General features: G+C 68.9%; 15 protein-coding genes. 8 read left to right on the top strand and 7 right to left on the bottom strand.

The window, feature by feature from the left end; genetic code table 11:
• On the bottom strand, positions 1 to 958 hold a 958-nt coding region (locus tag VD972_RS44170; protein WP_324995941.1), incomplete at its 3' end, for an endonuclease/exonuclease/phosphatase family protein.
• A 269-nt stretch (positions 959 to 1,227) separates the two neighbouring features.
• Here VD972_RS44170 and VD972_RS44165 point away from each other — a divergent pair.
• The 5 genes from VD972_RS44165 (at position 1,228) to VD972_RS44145 (ending at position 6,357) form a co-directional block, all read left to right on the top strand.
• Complete coding sequence (locus VD972_RS44165; protein ID WP_324995939.1) at positions 1,228 to 1,788, top strand: hypothetical protein; 561 nt, start codon at positions 1,228 to 1,230, stop codon at positions 1,786 to 1,788.
• 160 nt (positions 1,789 to 1,948) lie between these two features.
• The gene (locus tag VD972_RS44160; protein WP_324995937.1) at positions 1,949 to 2,791 is read left to right on the top strand and encodes a MoxR family ATPase; all 843 of its coding nucleotides are present in this window, start codon (positions 1,949 to 1,951) and stop codon (positions 2,789 to 2,791) included.
• A 19-nt stretch (positions 2,792 to 2,810) separates the two neighbouring features.
• Positions 2,811 to 4,016, top strand: coding sequence for a vWA domain-containing protein (locus VD972_RS44155; RefSeq protein ID WP_324995935.1), 1,206 nt, complete (start codon positions 2,811 to 2,813; stop codon positions 4,014 to 4,016).
• 167 nt (positions 4,017 to 4,183) lie between these two features.
• Positions 4,184 to 5,779 carry a S8 family serine peptidase gene (locus tag VD972_RS44150; RefSeq protein WP_324995933.1) on the top strand — a complete coding sequence of 532 codons (1,596 nt, stop codon included), beginning with the start codon at positions 4,184 to 4,186 and terminating at the stop codon, positions 5,777 to 5,779.
• Between the two features lie 143 nt (positions 5,780 to 5,922).
• Complete coding sequence (locus VD972_RS44145) at positions 5,923 to 6,357, top strand: organic hydroperoxide resistance protein (RefSeq protein ID WP_324995930.1); 435 nt, start codon at positions 5,923 to 5,925, stop codon at positions 6,355 to 6,357.
• A gap of 53 nt (positions 6,358 to 6,410) precedes the next feature.
• Here VD972_RS44145 and VD972_RS44140 read toward each other — a convergent pair whose 3' ends face one another.
• The 3 genes from VD972_RS44140 to VD972_RS44130 are packed head-to-tail and all read right to left on the bottom strand — an operon-like array spanning position 6,411 to position 8,726.
• Positions 6,411 to 6,752 carry a DUF4286 family protein gene (locus VD972_RS44140; protein WP_324995928.1) on the bottom strand — a complete coding sequence of 114 codons (342 nt, stop codon included), beginning with the start codon at positions 6,750 to 6,752 and terminating at the stop codon, positions 6,411 to 6,413.
• Positions 6,749 to 7,996 carry a DUF6068 family protein gene (locus VD972_RS44135; protein ID WP_324995926.1) on the bottom strand — a complete coding sequence of 416 codons (1,248 nt, stop codon included), beginning with the start codon at positions 7,994 to 7,996 and terminating at the stop codon, positions 6,749 to 6,751. The genes VD972_RS44140 and VD972_RS44135 overlap by 4 nt, the downstream gene beginning before the upstream one ends.
• Before the next feature lies 1 nt (position 7,997).
• Positions 7,998 to 8,726, bottom strand: a complete 729-nt coding sequence (locus VD972_RS44130) for a hypothetical protein (RefSeq protein ID WP_324995924.1) — start codon at positions 8,724 to 8,726, stop codon at positions 7,998 to 8,000.
• Positions 8,727 to 8,790: 64 nt separating this feature from the next.
• Here VD972_RS44130 and VD972_RS44125 point away from each other — a divergent pair, with 64 nt between their 5' ends.
• Both VD972_RS44125 and VD972_RS44120 read left to right on the top strand, forming a co-directional pair.
• Entirely contained in the window at positions 8,791 to 10,791 is a 2,001-nt protein-coding gene (locus VD972_RS44125; RefSeq protein ID WP_324995923.1) for a hypothetical protein, read from the top strand.
• 317 nt (positions 10,792 to 11,108) lie between these two features.
• Positions 11,109 to 11,582, top strand: a complete 474-nt coding sequence (locus tag VD972_RS44120; RefSeq protein WP_324995921.1) for a hypothetical protein — start codon at positions 11,109 to 11,111, stop codon at positions 11,580 to 11,582.
• A gap of 6 nt (positions 11,583 to 11,588) precedes the next feature.
• Here the strand turns inward: VD972_RS44120 and VD972_RS44115 are convergent, their stop codons facing one another.
• The 3 genes from VD972_RS44115 to VD972_RS44105 are packed head-to-tail and all read right to left on the bottom strand — an operon-like array spanning position 11,589 to position 22,685.
• Positions 11,589 to 12,497: a hypothetical protein gene (locus VD972_RS44115; RefSeq protein WP_324995919.1), complete on the bottom strand. Its 909-nt coding sequence runs from the start codon at positions 12,495 to 12,497 to the stop codon at positions 11,589 to 11,591.
• A 31-nt stretch (positions 12,498 to 12,528) separates the two neighbouring features.
• Positions 12,529 to 12,915, bottom strand: coding sequence for a hypothetical protein (locus tag VD972_RS44110; protein ID WP_324995917.1), 387 nt, complete (start codon positions 12,913 to 12,915; stop codon positions 12,529 to 12,531).
• Entirely contained in the window at positions 12,912 to 22,685 is a 9,774-nt protein-coding gene (locus VD972_RS44105) for a PKD domain-containing protein (protein WP_324995915.1), read from the bottom strand. Before VD972_RS44105 ends, VD972_RS44110 begins: the two co-directional genes overlap by 4 nt.
• Before the next feature lie 113 nt (positions 22,686 to 22,798).
• On the opposite strand from VD972_RS44105, the gene VD972_RS44100 reads away from it, so the two are divergent.
• On the top strand, positions 22,799 to 23,791 hold a 993-nt coding region (locus VD972_RS44100; RefSeq protein ID WP_324995913.1), incomplete at its 3' end, for a serine/threonine-protein kinase.

Genomic DNA, 23,791 nt, shown 5'->3' with positions numbered 1-23,791 from the left:
CGGGCACGCCGTCCTCCAGCGAGAAGCGCGCAATGAGCGGCATGTGGTCCGACAGCCCGTGGAACCGGCTGCTCATGTCTCCGTAGGGCCGCGTCTCCTCCATGTCCAGCCAGCGCACCCCGCTTCCCGAGAAGAGGTGGTCCAGGTGCATGCGCATGTGCATGAAGCCCGCGGTGGGAAAGCCCCGGATGGCCGCCGGATCAATCTGCCCCACGCACGCCTGCGCGCAGGTGAGCCGGGCCTCGTCGCACAGGTAGCGGAACACGGGCGAGGAAGGCGGCGAGTTGAAGTCTCCGCACACGATGAACGGCTCGCCCTGGGAGTGCTCCGTCACCAGCGACACCAGCTTGTGCGCCTCGTGCAGCTGGTTGACGCCTCGGCCCATCTTGTCCTTCGTCGACCAGAACTCCTTGGCGAACGGCGTGGGCAGGCTCAGGTGGGTGTTGAAGATGTGGAAGGTCCGCCCGCCCGCCACCTGCTGCAGCCGCATGTGCGCGCAGATGCGGCTCTGCTTGCGCTCCTTCAGCCGCTGCACGTGGTGGTAGGTGATCTGCGCCGGCGCCTCCACGTTGTGCCGGTCCACCCGCAGGGTGTTCCGGTTCACGAGGATGGCCAGCCCCGTGGTGTAGAGCGAGAAGTCCCACACCTTGTAGTGGTGCGCCCGGAAGTAGAACGCCTCGTAGGGCATCTCCCGCCCCTGCGCCCCGAAGATCTCCACCATGCGGCCCATGAAGGCCTGGAGCTGCGTCTCGCCCGGGTGGCTGGGGCGGTGCGCGATGGAGCTGCGGAACGAGGCCGTCTCCACCTCTTGCAGGCAGACGACGTCCGGCAGCGGATCCAAGGAGGCGATCGCCGTGGAGACCCGCCGTTTCGGGCCCACGGTGCTCGCCAGCCCGCGGAGCGCATGGCCGAAGTAGCGAACGTTGTAGCTGACGATGCGCAAGGGTGTGTCTGCCACGAGAGGACATTACCAACGCCCTCCCCGCAGGGTATGCCCGAGCCCCTTCAACTGTGCACCACTTCTCGCCTGCTCGGCCGCTCTCCGGGTGGATCCTCACCCACAGAGCCTGGGGCTCCCGCCCGAGAGGTCGGCTCTTCCCTTGCCTGATCTCCGTGCCACCTGATACTGCGCACTCGCCCGAGGCCTGGAGCCTCGGAGGAGTCTCCCGTCGCGGGCCGGCTGCGAGCGGGCGGGCGCTAGAGCGCCCTTTCGTCAGGAGTTCATTCATGCGTTCCATCAAGTGGGTAGCAGCTGTCGTGGCGGTGAGCAGTCTCCTGGGTTGTGGGGGCAGTCAGCCCGCCATCTACCGCGTCGCCGTGGCTCGGCTGGTCGCGGAGAGTGTCCCGTCGTCCTGCTATCGCGCAGGCCAGGCGCCGACCACCATCCCCGACAAGTCAACGAACCTCGTGGACCAGCAGCAGTGGGTCATCTGGGAGGGCCTCGATGGCACCGTGTACCTGGAGCCCGGCACCATCAACTACGGCATGGGGCAGGCCGAGCGCGTCGTCATCACCGGCGACGCCATCCAGGGCTCCAAGGTCGAGGACCAGCACGTCTTCACCAGCGAGCGCACGCAGACGGACTCGACCTCGGAGGTCTACGCCACCTCGGCCTCCTACACGATCGACACGCTGGGCGACACCCTCGAGGGCTCGCTGGCGCTCCACTCCCAGTGCACGGGCGCGGACTGCGGCGGCATCCCCACCTGCGACATCACCCTGACGTTCGTGGGCCGCAAGATCGACGCGGACCAGTTCAGCCTCTACACCACCAACGCGGGGGACTAGCCGCCCGCGGGGCACCGAGGCCTCTCCTCTTAAGGGAGGTCTCGGGTACCCCAGGCAGGCTGGGGGCCAGCCGTCGCCCAGAGGGCCGGGAGACGGCCAGCCCGGGGCGTCAGGCCAGGCGCGCGGCGGGGCCAGGGATGTTAAAGGAGGGGGTAACACCATGACGCCTACCTCCTCCCGCTTCCGTGGCACCGAGAAGTACCTCTCCAGCGAGGGTCTCCAGGCCGCCGTCAACTGCGCGCTGACGCTGCAGCGCCCCCTGCTGGTGAAGGGGGAACCCGGCACCGGCAAGACGCTGCTGGCCGAGGCCATCTCCGAGTCCCTGGGCCTGCGCCTCATCCCCTGGCACGTGAAGAGCACCACGCGCGCCCAGGACGGCCTCTACGTCTACGACACCGTGCAGCGCCTGTACGACTCGCGCTTCGGCGACGGGGACGTGAAGGACATCCGCCGCTACATCCGCCTGGGGCCTCTGGGCGAGGCCGTCTCCTCTCGCGAGCGCGTGGTGCTGCTCATTGACGAGGTGGACAAGGCGGACCTGGAGTTCCCCAACGACTTGCTCCACGAGCTGGACCGGATGCGCTTCCGCATTCTGGAGACGAACGAAGAGGTGGTGGCCACGCACCGCCCCGTCGTCATCATCACCAGCAACAACGAGAAGGAGCTGCCGGACGCCTTCCTGCGCCGGTGCGTCTTCCACTTCATCGACTTCCCGGACACGGACCTGATGCGCCGCATCGTCGGTGTGCACCACCCGGGGCTGGACGAGGAGCTGGCCGAGCAGGCGCTGAAGGTCTTCTACGAGCTGCGCGCCTTCACCCGGCTGCGCAAGCGCCCCACCACCAGCGAGCTCATCGACTGGATCGCCGTGCTCAAGGCCAACGGTCTCCAGAGCTTCAAGCTGGAGGAGAACCTGCCCTTCCTCGGCGCGCTGCTGAAGAAGGAGCAGGATCTGATGGCGGTGTCCGAGGCCTTCGGCCGGGGCCGCCGGACGCGGGCCTGAGCCCCGAGGAGCGCGCGCCATGTTCCTGCCCTTCCTCTACGAGCTGCGGCAGCGCGGGGTGCCGGTGGGCACGCAGGAGGCGCTCGCGCTGGCGGGTGCGCTGCGCTCGGGCCTGCACGACAGCAGCCTGGACGGCTTCTACCACGTGGCGCGCGCGCTGCTGGTGCACTCGGAGACGCACCTGGATGCCTTCGACCAGGCCTTCCTCGCGCACTTCAAGGGTGTGGAGTCCGCGGGCCTGGAGCTGACGCGCGAGCTGATGGACTGGCTCCGGGACGCGCGCGAGCGGAGGGATCTCACCCCCGAGGAGCAGGAGCTGCTGAACTCGCTCGACGAGGAGGCCCTGCAGAAGCTCTTCGAGGAGCGGCTGCGGGAGCAGCGCGAGCGCCACGACCGGGGCGAGCGGTGGATCGGCACCGCGGGCCGCTCGCCCTTCGGCAACGCGGGCCACGGGCAGCAGGGCATGCGGGTGGGGGGCACGGGAGGCCGCCAGGGCACCGCCATCCTCCAGGCCGGCGAGCGCAAGTACCAGGGCTACCGGGACGACGTGGTGCTGGACACGCGGCAGCTCGAGGTGGCGCTGCGCAAGCTCCGGGCCTTCGCGCGCGAGGGCGCCCCGGACGAGCTGGACGTGGACGAGAGCATCAACGCCACGGCGAAGAACGCGGGCGAGCTGGAGGTGGTGACGCGGCCACCGCGCCGGCCCAACACGCGCGTGGTGCTGCTGATGGACGTGGGCGGCTCCATGGATCCGTACGCGGCGCTGATGAGCCGGCTCTTCAGCGCGGCCAGCCGGGCCACGCACTTCAAGGAGCTGCGCACCTACTACTTCCACAACTGCGTCTACGGGAAGCTCTACGCCACGCCCCAGCTCACCGGGGGCACCACCGTGCCGGACCTCATTGGCCAGGTGGGCAAGCACCACAAGCTCGTCATCGTCGGCGACGCATACATGGCGCCCTATGAGCTGAGCATCCGCGCGAACGCCCAAGGGCACTACTCGCCGGAGGGGCTGGAGGGGCTCGTCTGGCTGATGCAGCTGGCCCAGCACTTCGAGCGCAGCGCCTGGCTCAACCCCGAGCCCCCCCGCATCTGGCCCGGCAGCACCATCGCCACCATCGGCCGCGTCTTCTCCATGTTCCCCCTCACCCTCGAGGGGCTGGGCGAGGCCGTCTCCCACCTCACCAAGGGCCGTACCCCCAGGGGCATCTCCGCCCGAAGGTAGGTTTTTATCCTACCCAAGTTTCCCACAAGTTAGCCCCCGTTTCCCACAAGTCAGAGGTGTAGGTATTTTGGATCCATTTGTGGGTGGACAGGCAACTTCCTGCGCCATGTGCCGACAATTCATCTGTAAGCCCTACCGGCACTCTATTTAAGGCGAGGATCTCGGCCATGACCACCATCAACAAGGTTTCCACTCCCTCCTACCCGACCCAGACCTCTCGCCCCGAGGCGACGCAGCCCAAGGCCCCCGCCGCGGCCCCGCAGACGACGTCCCGCGCGGCGCGCTCGGCGGATGGCTTCGAGTCGGCGCCGGCCCGCTCGAACGTGGTGGATCGCCCGGGCAACACCTTCGTGGCGCGCCCCACGGGCCTGCGCCCGGGCTCGCCGCAGCTCAACCCCACGGAGGCCCCGCTGGCTCGTCCGGAGCTCTCCCGCCGGGCGCTGGCTCCCCGGGCGACGGAGACGCTGAAGGCCGAGGCCACGCCGAACCTGGCGGTGAAGGATCTGGCGACGACCACTTCCACGGTGAGCTTCGACAAGGACGTGTCGATCGACTCGCTGAAGCTGAACCTGGACCTGGCCCACACGTACCGGGGCGATCTCAAGGTCACGCTGACGAGCCCCTCGGGGAAGACGGCCACCGTCTCGGACCGGCAGGGCGGCAGCGCGGATGACCTGAAGGGCGCCTTTGACCTGAGCGCCTTCAAGGGTGAGAAGACGAAGGGCACCTGGACGCTGACGGTGGAGGACAAGGCGCGCGCGGACACGGGCACGCTGAAGAGCTGGGGCCTGGAGGCCACGGGCGCGGTGGACGGCCCGGTGGATCCGAAGCCGACCCCCAAGGGCCCGCCCGTCGTCGCGATCTTCGACGGCGGCGTGGACGCGAAGCACTCGGATCTGGATGGGGCCATGTGGACCAACCCCAACGAGATCGAGGGTGACGGGCTCGACAACGACAACAACGGCATCGCCGACGACATCCACGGCTTCAACGTGGGCTTCAACTCGGGCGACCCGATGAAGGGCGACGGCACGGACCACGGCACGCACGTGGCGGGCATCATCGCCGCCGAGGACAACGGCCAGGGCAACACCGGCGTGGCGGCGGGCAAGGCGCAGGTCCTCTCGGTGGGCGGCCTGTACGACGGGAACGACTTGCTGACGAACTTCGAGCGCTCGGTGGACTACGTGGTGGACCTGAAGTCCAAGGGCGCCAACATCCGCGCGGTGAACGCGAGCTTCGGTGACGAGTACAAGGACGCGGCCTCGCAGGCGCGCTGGAAGGCGGCCGTGCAGAAGCTGGCGGACGCGGACATCCTCCTGGTGGCGGCCACGGCGAACGGCAACGGCAGCAACATGAACAACGTGCAGGACTTCCCGGCCAACGTGGACATGCCCAACGTCATCACCGTGGCGTCCATGGACAAGAACAACGACAAGCTGGCGCGCTTCTCCTCGCACGGCGACAAGGTGGTGGAGCTGGCCGCGGTGGGCGAGGACGTGCTGAGCACGGTGCCGGGCGGCCGCTGGGAGGAGATGAGCGGCACCTCCATGGCCACCCCGCGCGTGGCGGCCACCGCGGCGCTCATGTTCGCGGAGAACCCGAACCTGACGGCGGCGCAGGTGCGCGACATGCTGGTGAAGACGGTGGAGGTGGATCCGGACCTCAAGGGCAAGGTGAGCACGGGCGGCAAGCTGGACATCGCCGCCGCCGTGGCCGCCGCCCGGGCCGCTGCCACCGCCGCCTTCGCCACCCGCTCGTAGTCGTTCGCGAGCGAGCAGCCACCGGGGGCTGATCCTGTCTCCACGACATTTCCGGCAGGATTCCGTTGCATCGCAGGGTGTTACTCACTACTTCGGGGGCGCTCAGCTGTGGGCACCCACCCGAAGTGAACCGAGGTAACACCATGGCCCCCGTGACCATCACCCCGCTGTACACCGCCACCGCCACTGCCCAGGGAGGCCGCAACGGCCGTATCCGCTCGTCGGACGGTGTGCTGGATCTGCCGCTGGCGATGCCCAAGGAGCTGGGCGGTGCGGGCGGTGCCGTGACGAACCCCGAGCAGCTCTTCGCGGCGGGCTACGCGGCGTGCTTCGAGAGCGCGCTGCGGCTGGTGGCCGGCAAGATGGGCAAGAACGCGAAGGACGCGAGCATCACCGGGTCGGCCACCATCGGCAAGACGCCGGACGGGGGCTTCGGGCTGTCGGTGGAGCTGAAGGGGAAGCTGCCGGGCCTGTCCCAGGAGGAGGCCCAGCAGCTCATGAACACCGCGCACGAGGTGTGCCCGTACTCGAAGGCCACGCGCGGCAACATCGACGTGAAGCTCTCCGTCGAGAGCTGAGCCTTGCCTGCACGGCCTCTCCCCGGTCCGCGAGGAGAGGAGAGGCCTCAGGGTTACTCCGACTCCGTGTCCAGCTCGAACCGCGCCACCTCGGTGAAGACCTGGCGCCAGAGGCGGGTGACGTAGCCGAACTTCAGATCCGAGTCCGCCCGGAGCCGCTTCGCCGCATCGCTGGCGGCATACCGCTCGACGGCGTCGGGCCCGGTCAGCTCGTAGTGGCACACGTAGCGCACCCAGCCATCCTCCGCGGCGGTGGTGTCGCGCCACTTGCGGCACGAGAGGAAGCCCGGCTGGCGCAGCACCTCGGGGACATGGGTCTGCTCGTGCCACCGGTTCCACGCGGCCTCGGAGCCCGGGGATACCTCGATGGTGACGACGTAGAGCGCGGGCTTCACTTCTCACCTCCGGCCCAGACACCCCAGTCCACGAGCTTCTTGAGGAACGTGGGCTTGCGCGGGTCCTTGGCCTCCACGCGGTCCACGCCCTCAGCCAGCGGGCTGAAGCGGGCCAGGTAGTGCAAGCCGTCGAGGGCAGGCTCCCACGGCTCCGCGGCGTAGATCTCGTAGCGGATCTGCCGCACTCCCTCGCTCGTCTCGGGCATCTCGAAGATGAGCGCGTCCATGCGGCGGTTCTTGAGGGACAGGGTGCCGCGACGGCTCGGAGTGCCTCGGACCTGAGGGGAGTGGACCATGCTGGCGAGCCAGGGGACGAAGGTGAGAAGGACTTCCTCGAGCGGCACGAGCTCGGCCTCCGCGAAGCTCGGACAGGGCGCGCCGCCCGCCGCGGGGGCGGGCCCGGTGGCAGTCAGGACATAGCCGCGCTCGGCGGAGATGCAGGTGCGGAAGCGCTCCGGGCCGCTCCCCAGGTTCGTGCTGGAGTCGGACCAGGTGCCGGGGCCCAGGGGGTACTGCAGCGTGGGCGGTGCCGTGGCCGTACTGCCCTCGCGGCCCTGCTGGAACTCCACGAGGGTGAGCTGCTCGCTGCCGCTCGCGCCGAAGCCCGACAGGGTGTTGCTCGCGGAGAGCAGGCCCCCCATGAGGTACAAGGGGCCCGGCTTCGCGGCGTAGAGGCGGTTCTCCAGCGGACCATCACTGGGCCGGTTGTCCCGGATGGAGCGCTTCGCCTGCCAGGTGCGGCCTCCGGCCGAGAGCTCCTCGGTGCTCTCGGTGCCCTCGCGAACCCACTCGAGGGGACGCGACGCCTCCATGCTCACGGGGATGATCAGCTCCTTCGACAGCAGCGCGCCCGTCCTGGGCCTGCCCGCCTCATCAGCGAAGGAGAGCTTCAGCCACACCCACGGCGCCTGGACAGCCGCCACCTCCAGCGCCAGCTGCCCGATGATGCGCACCTGGCTCGTGTCGGGGTGGCTCACCCGGTTGGCGGAGAAGGCGTACACCACGCGGTCACCCACGCGGGCCTGGTGCCACGGCGTGGAGCCGGAGGAGGGGCTCGGCTGGGCGTGGTGCCACGGCGTGGAGCCGGAGGAGGGGCTCGGCTGGGACGGGTTTGTCACGGGCTCGGTCCTGGGGGGCGGAGGGGTGGTGTCCTCGGGCGGGGGCTGCTGCAGGCTGGCGCAGCCGGAAAGGAGCGCGAGGGCCGCCAAGCCCAGGACGGAGAGGACAGACGAGCGCAGGTGCATCTCAGCTCTCCTGACACGGATTGAGGTGGGACATGAAGGCGCGCAGGGCCTCGGGATCGGCGGGAGTCCCCTTCAGGTCGAGCTGCTCGAGGGGTGCTCCGGGAGAGGGATCGGGAGCCATCCAGATCCCCATGCGCATGCGCTCCTGGCCCTGGCACTCGATGAAGAGGATGGAGTTCAGCCCAGGCCCCTCTCTGTCATCGTGCTCGGTCTCCAGCTCTCCGCGCTGCGTGACATAGAGCACGCGCCGGCCCTCGAGCTCGATGGCGCCTCTGCCGAGGATCTCGCCTTCACCGAGGCTCACATTGTTGCGGGCGAGCACGGAGGCATCATTCGACTGGCCCTCGAGGTACTTCTTCAGCTGCTCCTGGTCGGTGACGGAGGAGCGCTTGATGAAGAAGTAGACGAAGCTGCGCACGTCGCCCGTCTGTCCCGCGGCGGGAGCATCCGGAGAGCGCGTGCTGAGGACAGCCATGTCCATGATCGCGGGCACGCTGAGCGCCATGACGCCGTGGTAGCCCTCGGGCAGCGTCTGGGCGCCGAGGGCCTTCTTCACCATCTCCGTGCGAGCGATGGGGTTGGAGAGATCCTCCGTGTACTGCTTGCCCTTCTTGAAGAGGAATGCGACGCCGAAGATGAAGCCTCCGATGCCCAGCAGCAGCAGGGCGCCGCAGCCGATGCCGACGTAGAGCCAGGGCGAGCGCTTCTTGTTCTGCCCAACAGGTTCCATGGTGTTCTCCCCTCAGGGGACTTGATACACCGAGCCCCGCAGAACCCCAATTCCTGGAGGCTCCATGCCCGCTGCCCTGCCCATCCGTCGCGTCGTCCTCTACAAGCATGGGGTGGGCTACTTCGAGCGCAAGGGGAAGGTGACAGGCCCCGAGGCCCTGAACCTGGACTTCAAGGCCCGCGAGATGAACGACGTGCTCAAGTCGATGACGGTGCTGGACCTGTCGGGGGGCTCGGTGTCGGCGGTGAGCTACGACTCGACGAAGCCGCTGGAGCAGCTGCTGCAGGAGGCCACCATCCGCATCCCGGATGCCGGCAGCCTCACGGCGCTGCTGGGGCAGATCAAGGGCGCGCGGGTGCGTGCGCGCATCAGCGGCAAGGAGAGCGTGGAGGGCATCATCGTCGGGCTGGAGTCCATGGCGGTGGTGGAGGGCAAGGCGTCCGTGGTGCGGCCCTTCCTGTCGCTGCTGGTGGGCGCGGCGCTGCGCACCTTCGATCTGATCGAGATCGTCGAGCTGGAGTTCCTGGACGATGCCGTGCGCAAGGACCTGGAGTTCTACCTGGCCACGGTGCTGTCCTCGTACAAGAAGGACAGCAAGCGGATGTCCATCCTCACGGCGGGGGAGGGCGAGCGGGAGCTCTACGTCAGCTACGTGGTGGAGGCGCCGGTGTGGAAGACGAGCTACCGCATCCTCCTGGAGGAGAACGAGAAGCCGCTGCTGCAGGGCTGGGCGCTGGTGGACAACACGGGGGACGAGGACTGGGTGGACGTGGACCTGGCGCTCATCGCCGGGCTGCCTGTGTCCTTCGTGCATGATCTGTACAGCCCCCGGTACATGAAGCGCCCCATCGTGGAGGTGAGGACGGAAGCCGCCGCCGCGCCCGTCATCCCCGAGGAGGCGTTCGGGTCCATGGCGGAGGTGGACAAGGACGAGGAGGGTGGGCGGGTGGATAGGTCAGCGCTCGCGCCGGGGGCCGCCGCCTCGCCTCTGATGCAGGGCGTGACGAGCGCCGGGCGGATGAGGGGGGGGCAGGGGATGCGGGAGGCGGCGGAGCGGAGCGTGGCGGTGAGGACGCTGACGAAGGAGGTGGGGGACCTGTTCGAGTACCGGGTGGATCATCCGGTGACGGTGCACCGCAACCAGAGCGCGCTGGTGCCCATCCTGCAGCGGCCGTTCGAGGGCCGGCGGGTGCTGCTCTACAACCGGGCCACGCGCGAGAAGAACCCCATGGCGTGCATCGAGCTGAAGAACACCACGGGGCTGACGCTGGAGGGCGGGCCGGTGACGGTGCTGGAGGGGGACACGTACGTGGGCGAGGCGATGCTCGACACGATGAAGCCGGACGATCAGCGGCTCGTGCCGTACGCGGTGGAGCTGAGCTGCGGGGTGTCGGTGGAGGACTCGACGGAGAATGGGCCGGTGTTCCGGTCGGTGGTGAACCGGGGAGTGCTGGTGGTGGAGCACTACCAGTTCCGGCGGGTGAAGTACGTGCTGCGGAACAAGGGGAAACGGCCGGCGACGCTCTTCCTGGAGCACCCGCGCTCGGGCTGGGACTTGAAGGACACTCCGGAGCCGGCGGAGACCACGGACCACTTCTGGCGCTTCAAGCTGGAGCTGGCGGCGGGGGTCAGCATGGAGTTCCCGGTGACGGAGCGCACGCGAGGGGTGGAGCAGTACCACCTCTCCAGCATCCAGTCAGACCACGTGATGTTCTTCCTGAAGAAGAGCTACGTGGATGAGCGGCTGGCGGACGCGCTGCGGGAGATCATCGCCCTGAAGGAGCGGGTGGCGGTGCTGACGCAGGACGAACAGCAGCTGATGAACGAGCGGGCGCAGCTCTTCAAGGATCAGGAGCGCATCCGGTCGAACATCGAGTCGCTCAAGAGCGGGGCCTCGCAGCGGGAGCTGGCCGAGCGCTTCGTGGCGAAGCTGAGCGAGCAGGAGAACCGGCTGGACCAGATTGTCGAGGAGCTGGAGAAGCTGTCCAAGGAGCGCAAGGCGGCCAACGACGAGAGCACTCGCCGCATCCAGTCGCTCAGCTACTCCGCGGATCTGGAGACCTGAAGTTCAGGCGAAGAGAGCGGTGAAAGCGCTCCTGAGGACGAGCACACCCAAGGCTTCCCACGTACTGGCCGATCCGCTCCCAGGGCAGAGCCCGGAACCAGAGCCCTCCAGGAGTGCTCTGCCGGGCGCGGGTTGTGCCAACCTGTATGCTTGTCATACAGGTTCATGCCGAGGCTCTCGTCGGAGAGCTCCCACCTCGCAGCCCAAGCTACGTCCAGGAGAGCACCGAGGCGTTGACTGACTGGGGCTTGTGCCAACGGAGGTTCTACCGGTTTTCCCGAGTGCGTCGGCGCAAGTCCCTCCTAGACTCTGGGAGTATGCCCTCGCCAAGACTGTGGTTCGCCACCACGCTGCTCGTGCTCGCCGCGGCCCTCGCCACGATGGTGACGGTCATGAACCGCAGGCCACCCCCTCGGCGGGTGGAGCCCTCGTTGGCCGAGCGCTTGGCGGGTGGAGCCGCTCCAGCGCCTCGTCCAGCTCTCGCGAAGGAGGTGGACTCAGGCCCGGTGGACCGGCTCGCGAGCTACTATCAAGAGTACGCAGGAGGCGGATCGTGCGAGTGGCGGCAGCGAATGGGGGCGCCCAAGGATCTCTTCCCCACCGTGCTGCTCGTGGCGCTGCTGGCGTACCCGGCGCTGCTCGGCGCCGCCGTGGGGTTTCTGACCTCTCTGCGCCCAGCGCCGCCGGGGCGCACGCCGATCCTGGCCGCCTTCGGCCTGGCTGCCACCGGGCTGGTCCTGATCTGGCTCCTCCGCCTCGGCTTCGTGCGCGCAGCCCTGGAGCTGTGTTGAGCCCGGCTATTTCCCAGGAGGGGGAGGGGTCCGAGTGGCACCCTGCGGCCCTTCCGCAGGCGTCTCCTGGCCAGGCGTTCTCTTGGGCTTCTTGCAGCTGATGGTGGGCTTCGCGAGCCTCTTCCCATCCCATCGGCGGGTCCGCTCGCTCGGCGTGTAACCCCATATCCCGGAGAGGTTTCCCTCCTGGGTGAGCGCAAAGGCCACGGGTCCCACGGTGTCTGGGCCGCCAGTGCGATTCTCGCGCCAGGTGCCGATGAAGACGGTATCTCTCAGGGTTCCCTCGATGAGCTTGTCGCCAGCCTGGCTGTCGGGCGGGCCATAGCAGCCGGTGATCTTCTGGCCCACCTGGCTCAAGCGCAGCTCGCCGTAGGCGGTCTCCCAGGCTCCGGTGAAGAGGATCTCCCGCGCGGCGGAGCGCCGGCCCCACATGCGCAGCTCACCCAGGCCGATCCAGTCCTTGTTGCCGTGATTGGCCACCAGCGTCACACGCAGATAGCGCGTCCTCTCCATCGACACGGGCCGGGTCTGAGGCTCCGAGCCCTTCTGGAGCTCCCAGTCGATCCGCGCCCGCCACGGTCCTGAGGGACTCTGTCCCTGCTCGATGCGCAGCGTCCTCACGGAGATTCCAGGGGTGTACTCCTCGTTGTTCGAGTTGATGACCTCCAGGCGGGTCAGGTCGAACGGCTCGACCAGCTCGAGGATGAGCGGCAGGTTCTGCGAGAGGGTGAGGTCGTACTGGGTGCAGGGGCTGCCGTCGAACATCCCCGCGGCCATGTCCTGGGGAGTTCCGCCCTCATCCACGACCCGAGCCCCCGTCAGCAGCGAGCTGGCGTTCACCTCCTGCTCCGTGGGCGGCTCGGCCTGCGCCTGGAAGGTGAGCAGCAGGGCCAGGATGAGGGTCATGCGGGACATGGGTGAACCTCGAATGAGGACAGCGCAAGACTCAGCTCTTCACGATCCTCAGCGTCGCCGAGGCCTCTTGTTGCCGCGTGATGGGCACCACCGCCGCGGCATCCCCCACCAGCTCCTCCCCCTTGAAGGCCATCACCTCCACGCGGATGCGCTCGCCCGTCTTGGGGCCCGGCTCCAACCCCAGCGTCAGCGGGAAGCGCTGCTCCTCGGTGAGCGGGTACTCCTTCTCGAGCAGAACCTCCATGCCCTCGTCGTCCGTCACGCGGACCACGACCCTGTCCACGTCGTCCGGAATGCGCAGCGCACCCTCGGGCCCCACCGCCTCGATGGTGAGGAACACCGCGCCTTGTCCGCAGGCCGCGAGCACCCACAGCCCGAGCGCCAGGCTCGCCCAGCCGCTCCACGAAGAGGCCCTCACTTGAGCGGCTCCATTCCCAACGACCCGGGCCGCACCTGCACGCTCCGGTTGATCAGCACCGGCGTGGCAATCGCCGCCGCGGTCCCCACGCCCACCGCCGTCCAGAAGACCCAGCTCTTGTAGAGGGGCTGGGACTTCGCCAGCTCCACCGTCTCCATCGTCAGCTCCAGAGGAGTCTCCTCCGCGCCCACCGAGGCCAGCAGCGCCCCGCTCGCATCCCGCGCTCGGACGAAGTACTCGATGGTCCGCTTCCCCGCGGGCCCCGGGAAGGCGCTGGGCACGTTGCAGGAGAAGGCGCCGCTCTCTCCTCGAGCCATCGCCAGCTGCGAGTAGCCGCCCGTGCTCCCACGGGGCCGGTAGTGCAGCGTTATCGCCGAGACCCGATCCGCGCCGGCGACCACCGTCACGTCCACCGTCGTCGTCTCTCCGTGCACACTCGGCTTGGGCGCAGCGTGCTGCAGCTTCACCGCCTGCTGGGCCCTGTATGCCTTCTGGGCGCTCGCGAAGTAGGAGCGGATCTTCGGCGAGGCGCCACCGGTCAGCTCATAGTCTGGCTGCAGCTCCAGGATGTGGAGGAAGGCCTCCTCCGCCTTGGGCGCGTCGTCAAAGGCGGAGTGGGTGAGGGCCATCAGCTTGTAGATCTCGATCTTCTGCGCCACCGTCACGCCCTTCACCGCGAGCGCGAACTCCAGCTTGGGGATGATCCCCTCGAACTGGAAGCCCAGGTAGAGCTGCCGCGCCTCCTCCAGATAGGGGTTGGGCGGGCCCTCCGTGGGGATTGCCTCCTCCTGGGGCGGCGGCGCTGCGGATGTCTCCGGCGTCACCGGAGCCTCGTCGACGGGCTGCGCAGGCTCGGGGCTCACCTCTTCGATGGGAGGCGGCACCACCTCGACAGGGGCCTCCAGCACGGGTTGCTTCTTCTTCTTCTTGCCGGACAGAGACTTGCCTGCCGCGGACTTGCCTGTCGCGGGCTTGCTGAAGGTGGACCTGCCAGCTGGGGACTTGCCCGAGGTGGGCTTCTTCTTCCGCGTCTTGCCCTGCGGCTGCTCGACGGCAGCTCCCGCGACCACCGGCATCCAGGCCACGCCGAGCGCGAGGAGCACGGCCAGGGCCCGCGCCGCGAACACTCGCGCACCCCGGGCCGCCAGGGCTCGCCGTCGCCCGCTCCAGAGGAGCGTCAGCAGGACCGCCGCCAGCGGCAGCGGCGCACCACTCCCCGCTCCGCAGCCCAGGCCGCCCTTTGAGTCCGAGGTGGCAAGCACCGTCATGTAGACAGGCGAGCTGGTCAGGTCCCCATCCGAGACTCGGAGCCGGAACGTGTAGGAGCCGGCCACCGTGGGCGTGAACGACGGTGTCGCCGTGGCCGAATCCGCGAGCACAGGCTCGCTGCCTGTGGGGAAGCCCGACACCGTCCACTCGTATGTCAGCTTGTCGAGCGGATCGGGATCGTCGCTCTCCGTCCCATCCAGCTGCACCCGCTCACCCACGGGGACCTCCAGGGTGTTGAAGGTGTGAGCCACTGGCGGCTTGTTGTCCGCGCCGTGCGTGCCCACCACCACATCCACCTCGTCGGCCGCGCTGGGGGCCTCCCCGTCCAGGACGGTGAGGCGGAAGCGATAGCGGCCCTGTCCAGGAGGCGTGAACGCCGGCCGAACACCAGGGCTCCCCAGCACCACCGGGCTCCCCCAGACCTGCTCCCAGACGTACCGCAGCGGGTTTCCGTCCGGATCCGAGGATCCCGAGCCATCGAGCGTCACGACGCCGCCAATGACCACCTGCTGGTCCGGCCCCGCGCTGGCGAGCGGCGGGCTGTTGCCATCGGTGGTGACCTGGATGAGCACGCTGGAGGGCGCGGAGGCCACCTTGCCGTCCGACACGGTGAGCCCGAACCGGACGAAGCCGGACCGCGTAGGCGTGAAGCCAGGCCGCGGAGAGCGGTTGTTGTCGAGCGTCACCCGAGGCCCCGCGAGCTGCGTCCACTGGTACGTGAGCACGTCCCCATCCGGGTCCGTGCTGCGGGTCGCGTCGAGCTGGACCTCCGTGCCCATCCCCACCGAGCGGTCCGAGCCAGCACGCGCCACCGGGCGGCGGTTCACCGCGGGATCGTCCATCTCGAAGGTGACCGTGTCCTCGGAGCTCGTCACCTTGCCGTCGCTCACGGTCAGCCCCATCACCACGGTCCCCGCTCCCGTGGCTCGGAACGTAGGAGTGGACGAGTGGGCCGGCACAGGCGGGTCCGCGGGTCCCGAGACCCTCCGCCAGCTGTACGTGAGCGCATCGCCGTCGATGTCATAGCTGCCACGGCCCTCGAGGGTGACAGGCTTGCCCAGCTCGCCCACGCCATCCGGGCCGGCGTTGGCGGCCGGTGGGTGGGTCTTCACCTGGGCATTGATGGCGATGACCTCGGTGAAGGCGGGCAGGCTGTCCTCCACACCGTCGTTCACCACCAGGGTGACGCCATAGCGGCCATCGGCGAGGAGCGTGAGGCGGGCGGTGGGTTGGTCCCCGTCGGCCAGCGTGGAAGCCCCCGAGCTGGACTCCACCGTCCAGCGCCAGGTGAGCGGGTCCGCGTTGGGATCGTCGCTGCCGCTGCCATCGAGTGACAGCTCCTGCCCCGCCTCCACCACCTGGCGCGCTGGCGCCGAGGCCCATGGCGGCAGGTTGCGGATCGTCACCGTGGTCCGCGCGGGCTCGCTCGACACGCCAGGCAACGTGGCGACGAGCTCGAAGATGTACGTGCCGGAGCGAGTCCCCAGGAACCAGGCGGTGGCGGTGCCCGCGTCGCGCAGGTCCACCGGCGCTCCGGCCACCTGCGTCCACTGGTAGCCCGGCGTGCGGCCCAGAACATCCGAGCCACTCCCTGTGAGCACAATCCGGCCCGGTGGCATCGTGAAGTCCGCGGGAGCGGTGGCGGTGGGCCTCGGATCCGGGATGTCGATGAGCACCTCATCGGTGGAGGTGTCCTCGCCATCTGCCACGGTGAGCGTGAGGGTGCGCTGGCCCACGGGCAGCTCGACGGTGACGCGGGCGCCCCGGCTGAGCACCGTGCTCCCCTCGGACCAGGTGTAGTCGAGCACGTCCCCGTCCATGTCCTGCGAGCCCGTCCCGTCGAGCGTCACTCGCATCACGGCCTGGGTAGGAGGGATCTGCTGATCCGGGCCGGCGCTGGCGACGGGCGGCGAGTTCTCGATGAAGGTCGGATTCGACACCTCGGCGGGGCCGTAGTCGGTGCCATCCTTCGGCCGCACGCGGTAGTACCAGACCTCGCGCTTGCGAGTGGCCGACGCGGGGACGAAGGGCTGATCGAGCAGCGATGGCTGCTCGAGCCCATTGCGATACCAGCGGATCTCCGAGCCCACCTGTGGATCCCCGTCCGCGTCGCCATAGGTGAAGGTGGCCGTGAGCACGTCGTCCGTGCGCGGCTGCGACGGGGTGACCGTGGCGCTGGAGGCGGCCGGCGGCGTGTTGCGGATGACCACCGGCGCGGAGGTCTGCCGCGCACCGAAGGACGCTCCGTCCTTCGGACGCACGCTGAAGCTCCAGGACTCCCCCTTTTGTGCCGTGCCGGTGGGCACCGTCCGGCTTCCCGTCAGTGTGGCCACCGGCGTGCCATCACGCTGCCACTCGAGCTCGCTGCCGGACTCTGGCTCGCCATCCGGATCGCTGTAGAGGTAGTTGGCCACCAGCGGGTCCAGGGTGGTGGGGGCGAACGGGGTGATCTGGAGCGCGGTGGCCACCGGGGCGGAGCTGCCTACGATGACCGAGGTGGAGGTGACGAGCACGCCGAACGCCACACCATCCTTGGGGCGCACGGTGAAGTACCACGTCTCTCCGGCCCGTGCGGTGTTCGCGGGGACGATGGACTGGTTGAGGAGCGAGCCCACCTCCGTGTCGTTCCGGAACCAGCGCAGCTCGGTGCCTTGCTGGGCGTCATCATCCGGGTCCACGTACGTATAGCTGGCCACGAGCGCATCGGTCGCCCGGGGAGACAGCGGCGAGAGGTTCACGTTGGTGGCCCGAGGCGGCGTGTTGAGGATGAGCACGGGCGCGCTGGTGGCCTGCTGCCCGAAGTCCAAGCCGTCCCTCGGTTTCACGGTGACGTACCAGCTCTCGCCCTTGGTGGTGGCGCTGGCCGGCAGGTTTACCAGCCCGAGGTACACCGTGGCCTCCACGCCGTTGCGGAACCAGCGGATCTCGCTCCCCGTCTCCGGGTCTCCGTCCGCGTCGAGGTACGTGTACGAGGCCACCAGGGTGTCCTCCGTCCCGGGCTGCGAAGGTTGGATGGAGAGGCTGCTCACGAGCGGCACGCCGTTGGCGATGGAGACCTCGGGCGAGGTGAGCGGCGTGCCGAAGTCCGTGCCGTCCCTCGGACGGACGGAGAAGGTCCAGCGCTCGCCCCTGAGGGTGACGCCGGCCGGCACGGTGGTGGCTCCGAAGAGCGCCGTCTGCTCCACGCCATTCTTGAACCAGCGCAGCTCGCTGCCGGACTGCGCGTCCGAGTCCGAGTCCGCGTAGGTGTACGAGGCGGTGAGCGCATCGCCCGCGTTGGGCGCGGCGGGGGTGATGGCCGGGCTGGTCGCCACGGGCGGCGAGTTCTGGATCGTCACTGTGTTCGAGCTCACCGTGGTCCCGGTGGCCGTGCCGTCCGAGGCCGCGATGGTGAACCTCCAGGCCTGCCCCTTGCCCAGCTTGGAGGGGGGCACAGTGAGCACGTTGCGCAGTGTGGCGTCCTCCACGGTGTTCCGGTACCACCTCACCGTGGGCGCGGCCGGCGTATCCCCATCTGCATCCGTGTACCGATAGGTGGCCGTCAGCGTGTCCGTGACGCGGGGGGTGGGCGGGGTGAGGACGACCTGGGTGGCCGTGGGCGCGCTGTTGGCGATCGTCACCGGGGCGGAGCTCATGGCCGCTCCGAAGTCCACGCCATCCCTTGGGCGCACGGTGAAGGCCCAGCTCTGTCCCTTCGCGGCGATGCCCGCGGGCAGCGTGCGCTGGTTCGCCAACGCCGTCTGCTCCACGCCGTTCCTGAACCAGCGGATCTCGCTCCCGCTCTCGGTGTCACTGTCCGCGTCCGCGTAGGTGTAGCCGGCGGTGAGCGTGTCGGTGGTCCGCGGGGAGGCCGGGGCAATGGCAGGCGCAGTCGCGGAAGGCGCCGTGTTGAGCACCGTGGCGGTAGGCGCTGTCTGCGTCAGCCCACACACGGGCGTGCTGTCGCAGGGCTGAACGGTGAAGTACCAGCTGTCGCCCTTGGTGGTGGCGCTCGCCGGCACCGTGCGGAGGTTGTTGTAGGCCGGCTGCGCCACGGTGTTCTTGAACCAGCGGATCTGACTGCCCGTCTCCCCCTGGCTGTCCGGATCCGAGTACGTGTAGCTGGCCGTCAGCACATCATGGGTGCGCGGCGGGCTGGGGGTGATCTGGACGTTGGTGGCGGTAGGGGCGGAGCTGCCCACTACCACGGTGGTGGACGTCGCCAGTGCTCCCAGATCCGCGCCATCTCTGGGCCTCAGCGTGTAGTGCCACTGGTCATTCAGCGTGAGCGGCCCTGACACTGTCCGCAGGTCATTCAAGGAGGCCTGGAGCGCGCCGTTGCGGTACCACCGGATCTCAGAGCCCAGCTCTGCGTCGCCGTCTGGGTCCGCGTAGGTGTAGGAGACGCTGAGGTTGGAGGTGGAGCTGGGGGAGGCGGGGATGATCTGCACGCTGCCCGCAGAGGGGGACGTGTTGGCGATCGTCACCACGGGCGACGTCATGGCGGCGCCCAGCTCTGAGCCGTCGCTCGGGCGCACGGTGAAGTACCAGAGCTGTCCCTTGAAGGTGGCCGAGGCGGGAACGGTGGGCTGGTTGAGCAGCGCGGGCTGCTCGACGTTGTTGAGGAACCAGTGGATCTCGCTGCCGCTCTCGGTGTCGGTGTCCGCGTCGGTGTAGCCGTAGCTCGCGCTGAGGATGTCGTTCGTCCTGGGCGCCGCGGGCGCGATGGAGGGGGTGGAGGCGACCGGAGGCGTGTTGAGGATCGTCACCGTCAGCGACCTCTCCAGCCGGCCGTACTCCACGCCGTCGCGCGGCCGGACGGTGAAGTACCACTGCTCACCTCGGGTGGTGGCCGAGGCCTGCACTGTCAGCTGCCCGAACCAGGCCGCCTGCTCCTGGCCGTCCCGGTACCAGCGCACCTCGGTGCCGTTCTGCACGTCTCCGTCCACGTCCTGGTACGAATACGAGCCAACGAGGTTGTCGTTCCCCCTTGGGGACGGCGGCGTCAGCGTGAGGGGGTTGGCAGTGGGGCGGTTGTTCGCAAGGTAGACGACGACGCGGTGGTTGGTGGTGTCCGCCACGTAGAGGCTGCCCACCGCGTCCACCGCCACGCCCCGGGGACCACACAGGGACGAGGCGCTCAGGCCGCCCGCATTGCACGAGCTGCCGGTGGGGGAGGACTGGCCGAAGAGACGGTCCCCGATCGTATCGGTCGTCCGCGGAGCGTTGTATTGGACCACCCGGTCGTTGTCGTTGTCGACGACGTAGACGTTGCCGGTGGCATCCACCGCGACGCTCTTGGGATCGCACAGGCCATTCAGGCCCACGCCGCACGACGCGCTGGTCATCCCCGACTGGCCTATGACGAGATCTGCCGTGGTGTCCGAGGTGCGGGGCGCGTCGTAGACGAGCACACGGTTGTTGGTGCTGTCCGCCACATACAGCCGCAGGGCGGCAACGGTGGTGTCCAGCGCGATCTGGCCGGGATCACACAGCGAGCTCTCCGAGCGGCCACCCCTGTTGCAAGTCCGGGTGGTGAAGCTCCCGGCCTGCCCGAATACGGCATCAGCGGTGGAGTCGGTGCCCCACGGATTGGTGTACACCAGCACGCGGTGGTTGCTTTCGTCGCTGACGAAGAGGTCCATGGCCGGGCTCACCGCCACGCCATGAGGGTCGCACAGCGTGATGGCACTCGGGTTGCCCCCGCCGCGGTTGCACGAGCCGTTGGTGAAGCTCGCCTGGCCGACCACCTTGTCCGCCACGGTGTCGGTGGCGAAGGGCGGCTCATAGATGAGGACACGGTCGTTGCTCGAGTCGGCAACGTAGACGCGGCCGGTGGCGTCCACCGCGATCGCGGAGGGGTCGCAGAGGCTGGAGGCGGAGAGGCCCTGGCTGTTGCAATCCGATGTGAAGAGATCCGGCTGGCCCAGGACCAGGTCCGCGGGCGAGCCGTTCTGGAAGGCGGTCACGTCCGCCCAGGCGAGCACGCGGCTGTTCGTGGAGTCCGCCACGTAGAGCCGGTTGGGCGTCGCCGAAGTGTCAATGGCCACGGCGTAGGGGGAGGACATCCCCGCGCCGTCCACCAGGTTGGCGCCGTTGTTGCGGAAGCCGATCTGGCCAAGCACTGCGTCCGCCACCAGATCCGTAGAGAGCGGCATGTCGTAGCGCAGCAACCGGTGGTTGCCGCCATCCACCACGTACACATGGCCGGAGGGGCTCACGGTGAGCCCGCGCGGGTTGCAGAGGGTGAGGCCGGAGGTGCCACCGCTGTTGCAGGTGCTGCCGGTGAAGCCCGTCTGCCCGAAGACGCGATCCGCCACCACGTCACCTCCGGTGGCGAACGGAGCGTTGTACTCCAGCACCCGCGAGTTGGTGTCGTCGGTGATGTAGACGTTGCCCGCCGTGTCCGTCGCGACATCCACGGGGAGACACAGGCTCTGCGCGCCCAGCCCGCTCCCGTTGCACGTGCCCTGGGTGGCGGTGGCCTGGCCGAAGATCCTGTCCGCAGGCTGGCCATTGATGAGGTTCACCGAGTCCCACGCCAGCACGCGGCTGTTCTGCGCGTCCGCTACGTAGAGCCGGTTGGGAGAGGAGGAGCGGTCCACGTGAAGGCCCTCCGGCCCACTGAGTCCCTGGGCGTCGATGGAGTTGCGCGAGGTCGTGGAGAAGTCCGCCTGGCCCAGGATGCGATCCGCGGTGGTGTTGGTGGCGAAGGGAGCGTTGTAGGCGAGCACCCGGTTGCCAGCCGGATCCGCGACGTAGAGGTTGTCGGAGGCGTCCACCGCCACCGCGGGCGGGGACGTGGCGATGCAGGTGGCGGAAGCGGGGAGGCACGAGTTGGACGTCAGGCTCGACTTGCCCACCACCCTGTCCGCCACCGTGTTGGTGGTCAGCGGCGCGAGGTAGCCCAGCACGCGCGAGTTGCCCTCGTCACCCACCCAGACATTCCCCGCGCTGTCCACCGCCACCGAGCCTGGGTTGCAGAGCGAGGAGCCGCTGACGCCGCCGGCGTTGCAGGATCCCGCCGTCAGGGTCGCCTGGCCGAACACCCGGTCCGCCACGGTGTCCACGGGCAAGGGGGTGTAGACCAGCACGCGCGAGTTGGTGTGGTCAGCCACGAAGAGGTTCCCGCTCGCGTCGAAGGCCAGCCCTCGGGGGCTGCACAGCGTCTGCGAGGAGCGGCCGCCGGTGTTGCAGGCGACAGCGGTGAAGCTGGCCTGGCCATACACCCGGTCCGCAGTGGTGTCCCCCGCCCGCCCGCCGGTGAAGCTGAGCACGCGGTTGTTGCTGGTGTCCGCCACGTGGAGGTTCCCCGCGGTGTCCAGCAGCACCTCCCAGGGGCTGCACAGCGTGCCAGCCCCCACGCCCCCGCTGTTGCACCCCGAGCCGGTGAAGGTCGCCTGGCCCCATACCTTGTCGGCGAGAGCATCGGAGGTGAGCGGGGTGTCGAAGACGAGGACGCGGTTGTTGTTGGCGTCCGCCACATAGAGGTTGCCCGCGGCGTCCACCGCCAGGCCGCGCGGGAAGCAGAGCGTCCCTGCCCCCACGCCCCCGGTGTTGCACCCGGTCGCGGAGGCGTCTGGCTGCCCGAGGACTCTGTCCGCCGTCGCGCCGTTGGCGAACCCGGTGGCGCTGCTCCAGCCCAGCACGCGATGGTTGTCCGTGTCCGCGACGTAGATTCGGTTGGGCGTGACGCTCCTGTCGATGGCCAGCCTGGAGGGGTTCGCCAGGCCCCGCGCGTCGACCAGGTTGGGTGTGCTCCCCGTCATGCCTGTCTGCCCGAGCACCGCATCCGCCACCGCGTCCGCCAGCGGCGAGGTGAAGCGCAGGACACGGTGGTTGCCCTGATCCGAGACGTAGAGGTTCCCCGCGACGTCCACTGCCACCCCCACGGGTGAGCAGAGGGTGGACGGACCCGGCGCTCCGCCCAGGTTGCAGGTCCCCGAGACAAAGGCGCCGCTCTGGCCATAGACGCGATCGGCGACGAGGTCGCCGGTGAAAGGGGTATCGAACTCGAGGACGCGGTGGTTGCCGGTGTCCGCGACGTAGAGGTTGCCCGAGCCATCCACCTCGACGGCCCTCGGGCTGCACAGCGAGATGGCGCTCACGCCCGTGGTGTTGCAGGCGCCACGGTAGGGGTCGGTCTGGCCGATGACCTTGTCCGCTGGGGCCCCGTTGGCGAAGGCGAGGGCATTCGCCCAGGCGAGGACGCGGCTGTTGAGGGTGTCCGCCACGTAGACGCGTGGCGGGCTGACGCTGGTGTCGAGCGCGATCCCGTCCGGTCCGTTCAGCCCCCGCTCATCGAGCAGGTTGAGCACGTTGAGGGTGGGCAGTGCCTGACCGAGGAAGAGGTCTCCCACGTTGTCGATGGGCGGGCGCAGCCCCTGGCGGGAGTGGGCGAGCGGGAGCGGCTCAGGCCCGGGTTCGACGGGCTCGGACTGCTGGCAGGCAGCACTGACCAGCAGGAGCGTGGGGAGAAATGAGCGCGCCCAGGGGGCAAGGGGGCGAGGGGAAGGGGCCATGGACGGCTCTCAGGTAGGGCGGACTGAGCCAACCTACCTCAGACGGGGAGTGGCGCGCCTCCCGGGGCCCCAGGTGTCTCGACAGGCCGGGTTCCGCTAGAGTGCGGCCCCTCATGACCCAGCAGTTCGGAAAGTACCTCCTGCTCAAGCGCCTGGCGGTGGGCGGGATGGCGGAGATCTGGCTGGCCAAGCAGCTCGGGCTTCAGGGCTTCGAGAAGCTGGTGGTGGTCAAGCGGATCCTCGACCAGTACGCGACCGAGAAGGAGTTCGTCCAGATGTTCCTGGACGAGGCGCGGCTGGCGGCCTCCCTCAACCACCCCAACGTGGTGCAGATCTTCGACCTGGGCCAGGAGCAGGCCTCCTTCTACATCGCGATGGAGTTCATCGCGGGGCATGATCTGCTGGCCATCCTGCGCAAGTGCAAGCGCGCCCAGGTGGGGCTGCCACCACCCATCGCCGCCCGGGTGATGGCCTTGGCGTGCGAGGGCCTTCACTATGCGCATACCCGCAAGGACCACAGCGGCAACCCGCTGAACCTGGTCCACCGGGACGTGTCGCCGTCCAACATCCTCGTCACCTACGAGGGCGGCGTGAAGGTGGTGGACTTCGGCATCGCCAAGGCCGAGTCGCAGAGCACCAAGACGGAGGCGGGCAAGCTCAAGGGGAAGTTCAGCTACATGTCCCCCGAGCAGATCCGCACGGTGCCACTGGATGCGCGCAGCGACGTGTTCGCGCTCGGCATCGTCCTGTACGAGATCCTGGTGGGCCGCCGGCTGTTCAAGCGCGAGAACGAGCTGGCCATCATGAATGACATCCTGGAGGGCGAAGTCCGTCCGGCCTCCGAGCTGCGCCCGGACGTGCCCCCCGCGCTGGACGAGATCCTCGAAAAGGCGCTGCAGAAGGACCGTCGCAAGCGCTACTCCAGCGCCCAGGAGATGCAGCTGGCGCTGGAGAAGTACCTGGCCAGCACGCCCGAGCCGCCCACCGGCGTCCACGTCTCGCGCTTCATGCTGGAGCTGTTCGCCGAGGAGCACACCGCCTACCAGTCGCTGCTCAAGGAGCTGCCCACCGCCCGGCCGGAGCAGCTGGTCCAGATCATCGAGCAA

Source organism: Hyalangium sp., assembly GCF_035629615.1.
Lineage (GTDB): Bacteria > Myxococcota > Myxococcia > Myxococcales > Myxococcaceae > Hyalangium.
Note: the sequence above shows the minus strand (reverse complement) of the source record. Positions and strands in the feature narration are given on the sequence as shown.

Bases quoted from the DNA above. Each gene is read 5' to 3' on its own strand.
- VD972_RS44165 (WP_324995939.1), top strand. From the start codon at position 1,228: ATGCGTTCCATCAAGTGGGTAGCAGCTGTCGTGGCGGTGAGCAGTCTC.
- VD972_RS44160 (WP_324995937.1), top strand. From the start codon at position 1,949: ATGACGCCTACCTCCTCCCGCTTCCGTGGCACCGAGAAGTACCTCTCC.
- VD972_RS44155 (WP_324995935.1), top strand. From the start codon at position 2,811: ATGTTCCTGCCCTTCCTCTACGAGCTGCGGCAGCGCGGGGTGCCGGTG.
- VD972_RS44150 (WP_324995933.1), top strand. From the start codon at position 4,184: ATGACCACCATCAACAAGGTTTCCACTCCCTCCTACCCGACCCAGACC.
- VD972_RS44145 (WP_324995930.1), top strand. From the start codon at position 5,923: ATGGCCCCCGTGACCATCACCCCGCTGTACACCGCCACCGCCACTGCC.
- VD972_RS44135 (WP_324995926.1), bottom strand. From the start codon at position 7,996: ATGCACCTGCGCTCGTCTGTCCTCTCCGTCCTGGGCTTGGCGGCCCTC.
- VD972_RS44130 (WP_324995924.1), bottom strand. From the start codon at position 8,726: ATGGAACCTGTTGGGCAGAACAAGAAGCGCTCGCCCTGGCTCTACGTC.
- VD972_RS44125 (WP_324995923.1), top strand. From the start codon at position 8,791: ATGCCCGCTGCCCTGCCCATCCGTCGCGTCGTCCTCTACAAGCATGGG.
- VD972_RS44120 (WP_324995921.1), top strand. From the start codon at position 11,109: ATGCCCTCGCCAAGACTGTGGTTCGCCACCACGCTGCTCGTGCTCGCC.
- VD972_RS44115 (WP_324995919.1), bottom strand. From the start codon at position 12,497: ATGTCCCGCATGACCCTCATCCTGGCCCTGCTGCTCACCTTCCAGGCG.
- VD972_RS44105 (WP_324995915.1), bottom strand. From the start codon at position 22,685: ATGGCCCCTTCCCCTCGCCCCCTTGCCCCCTGGGCGCGCTCATTTCTC.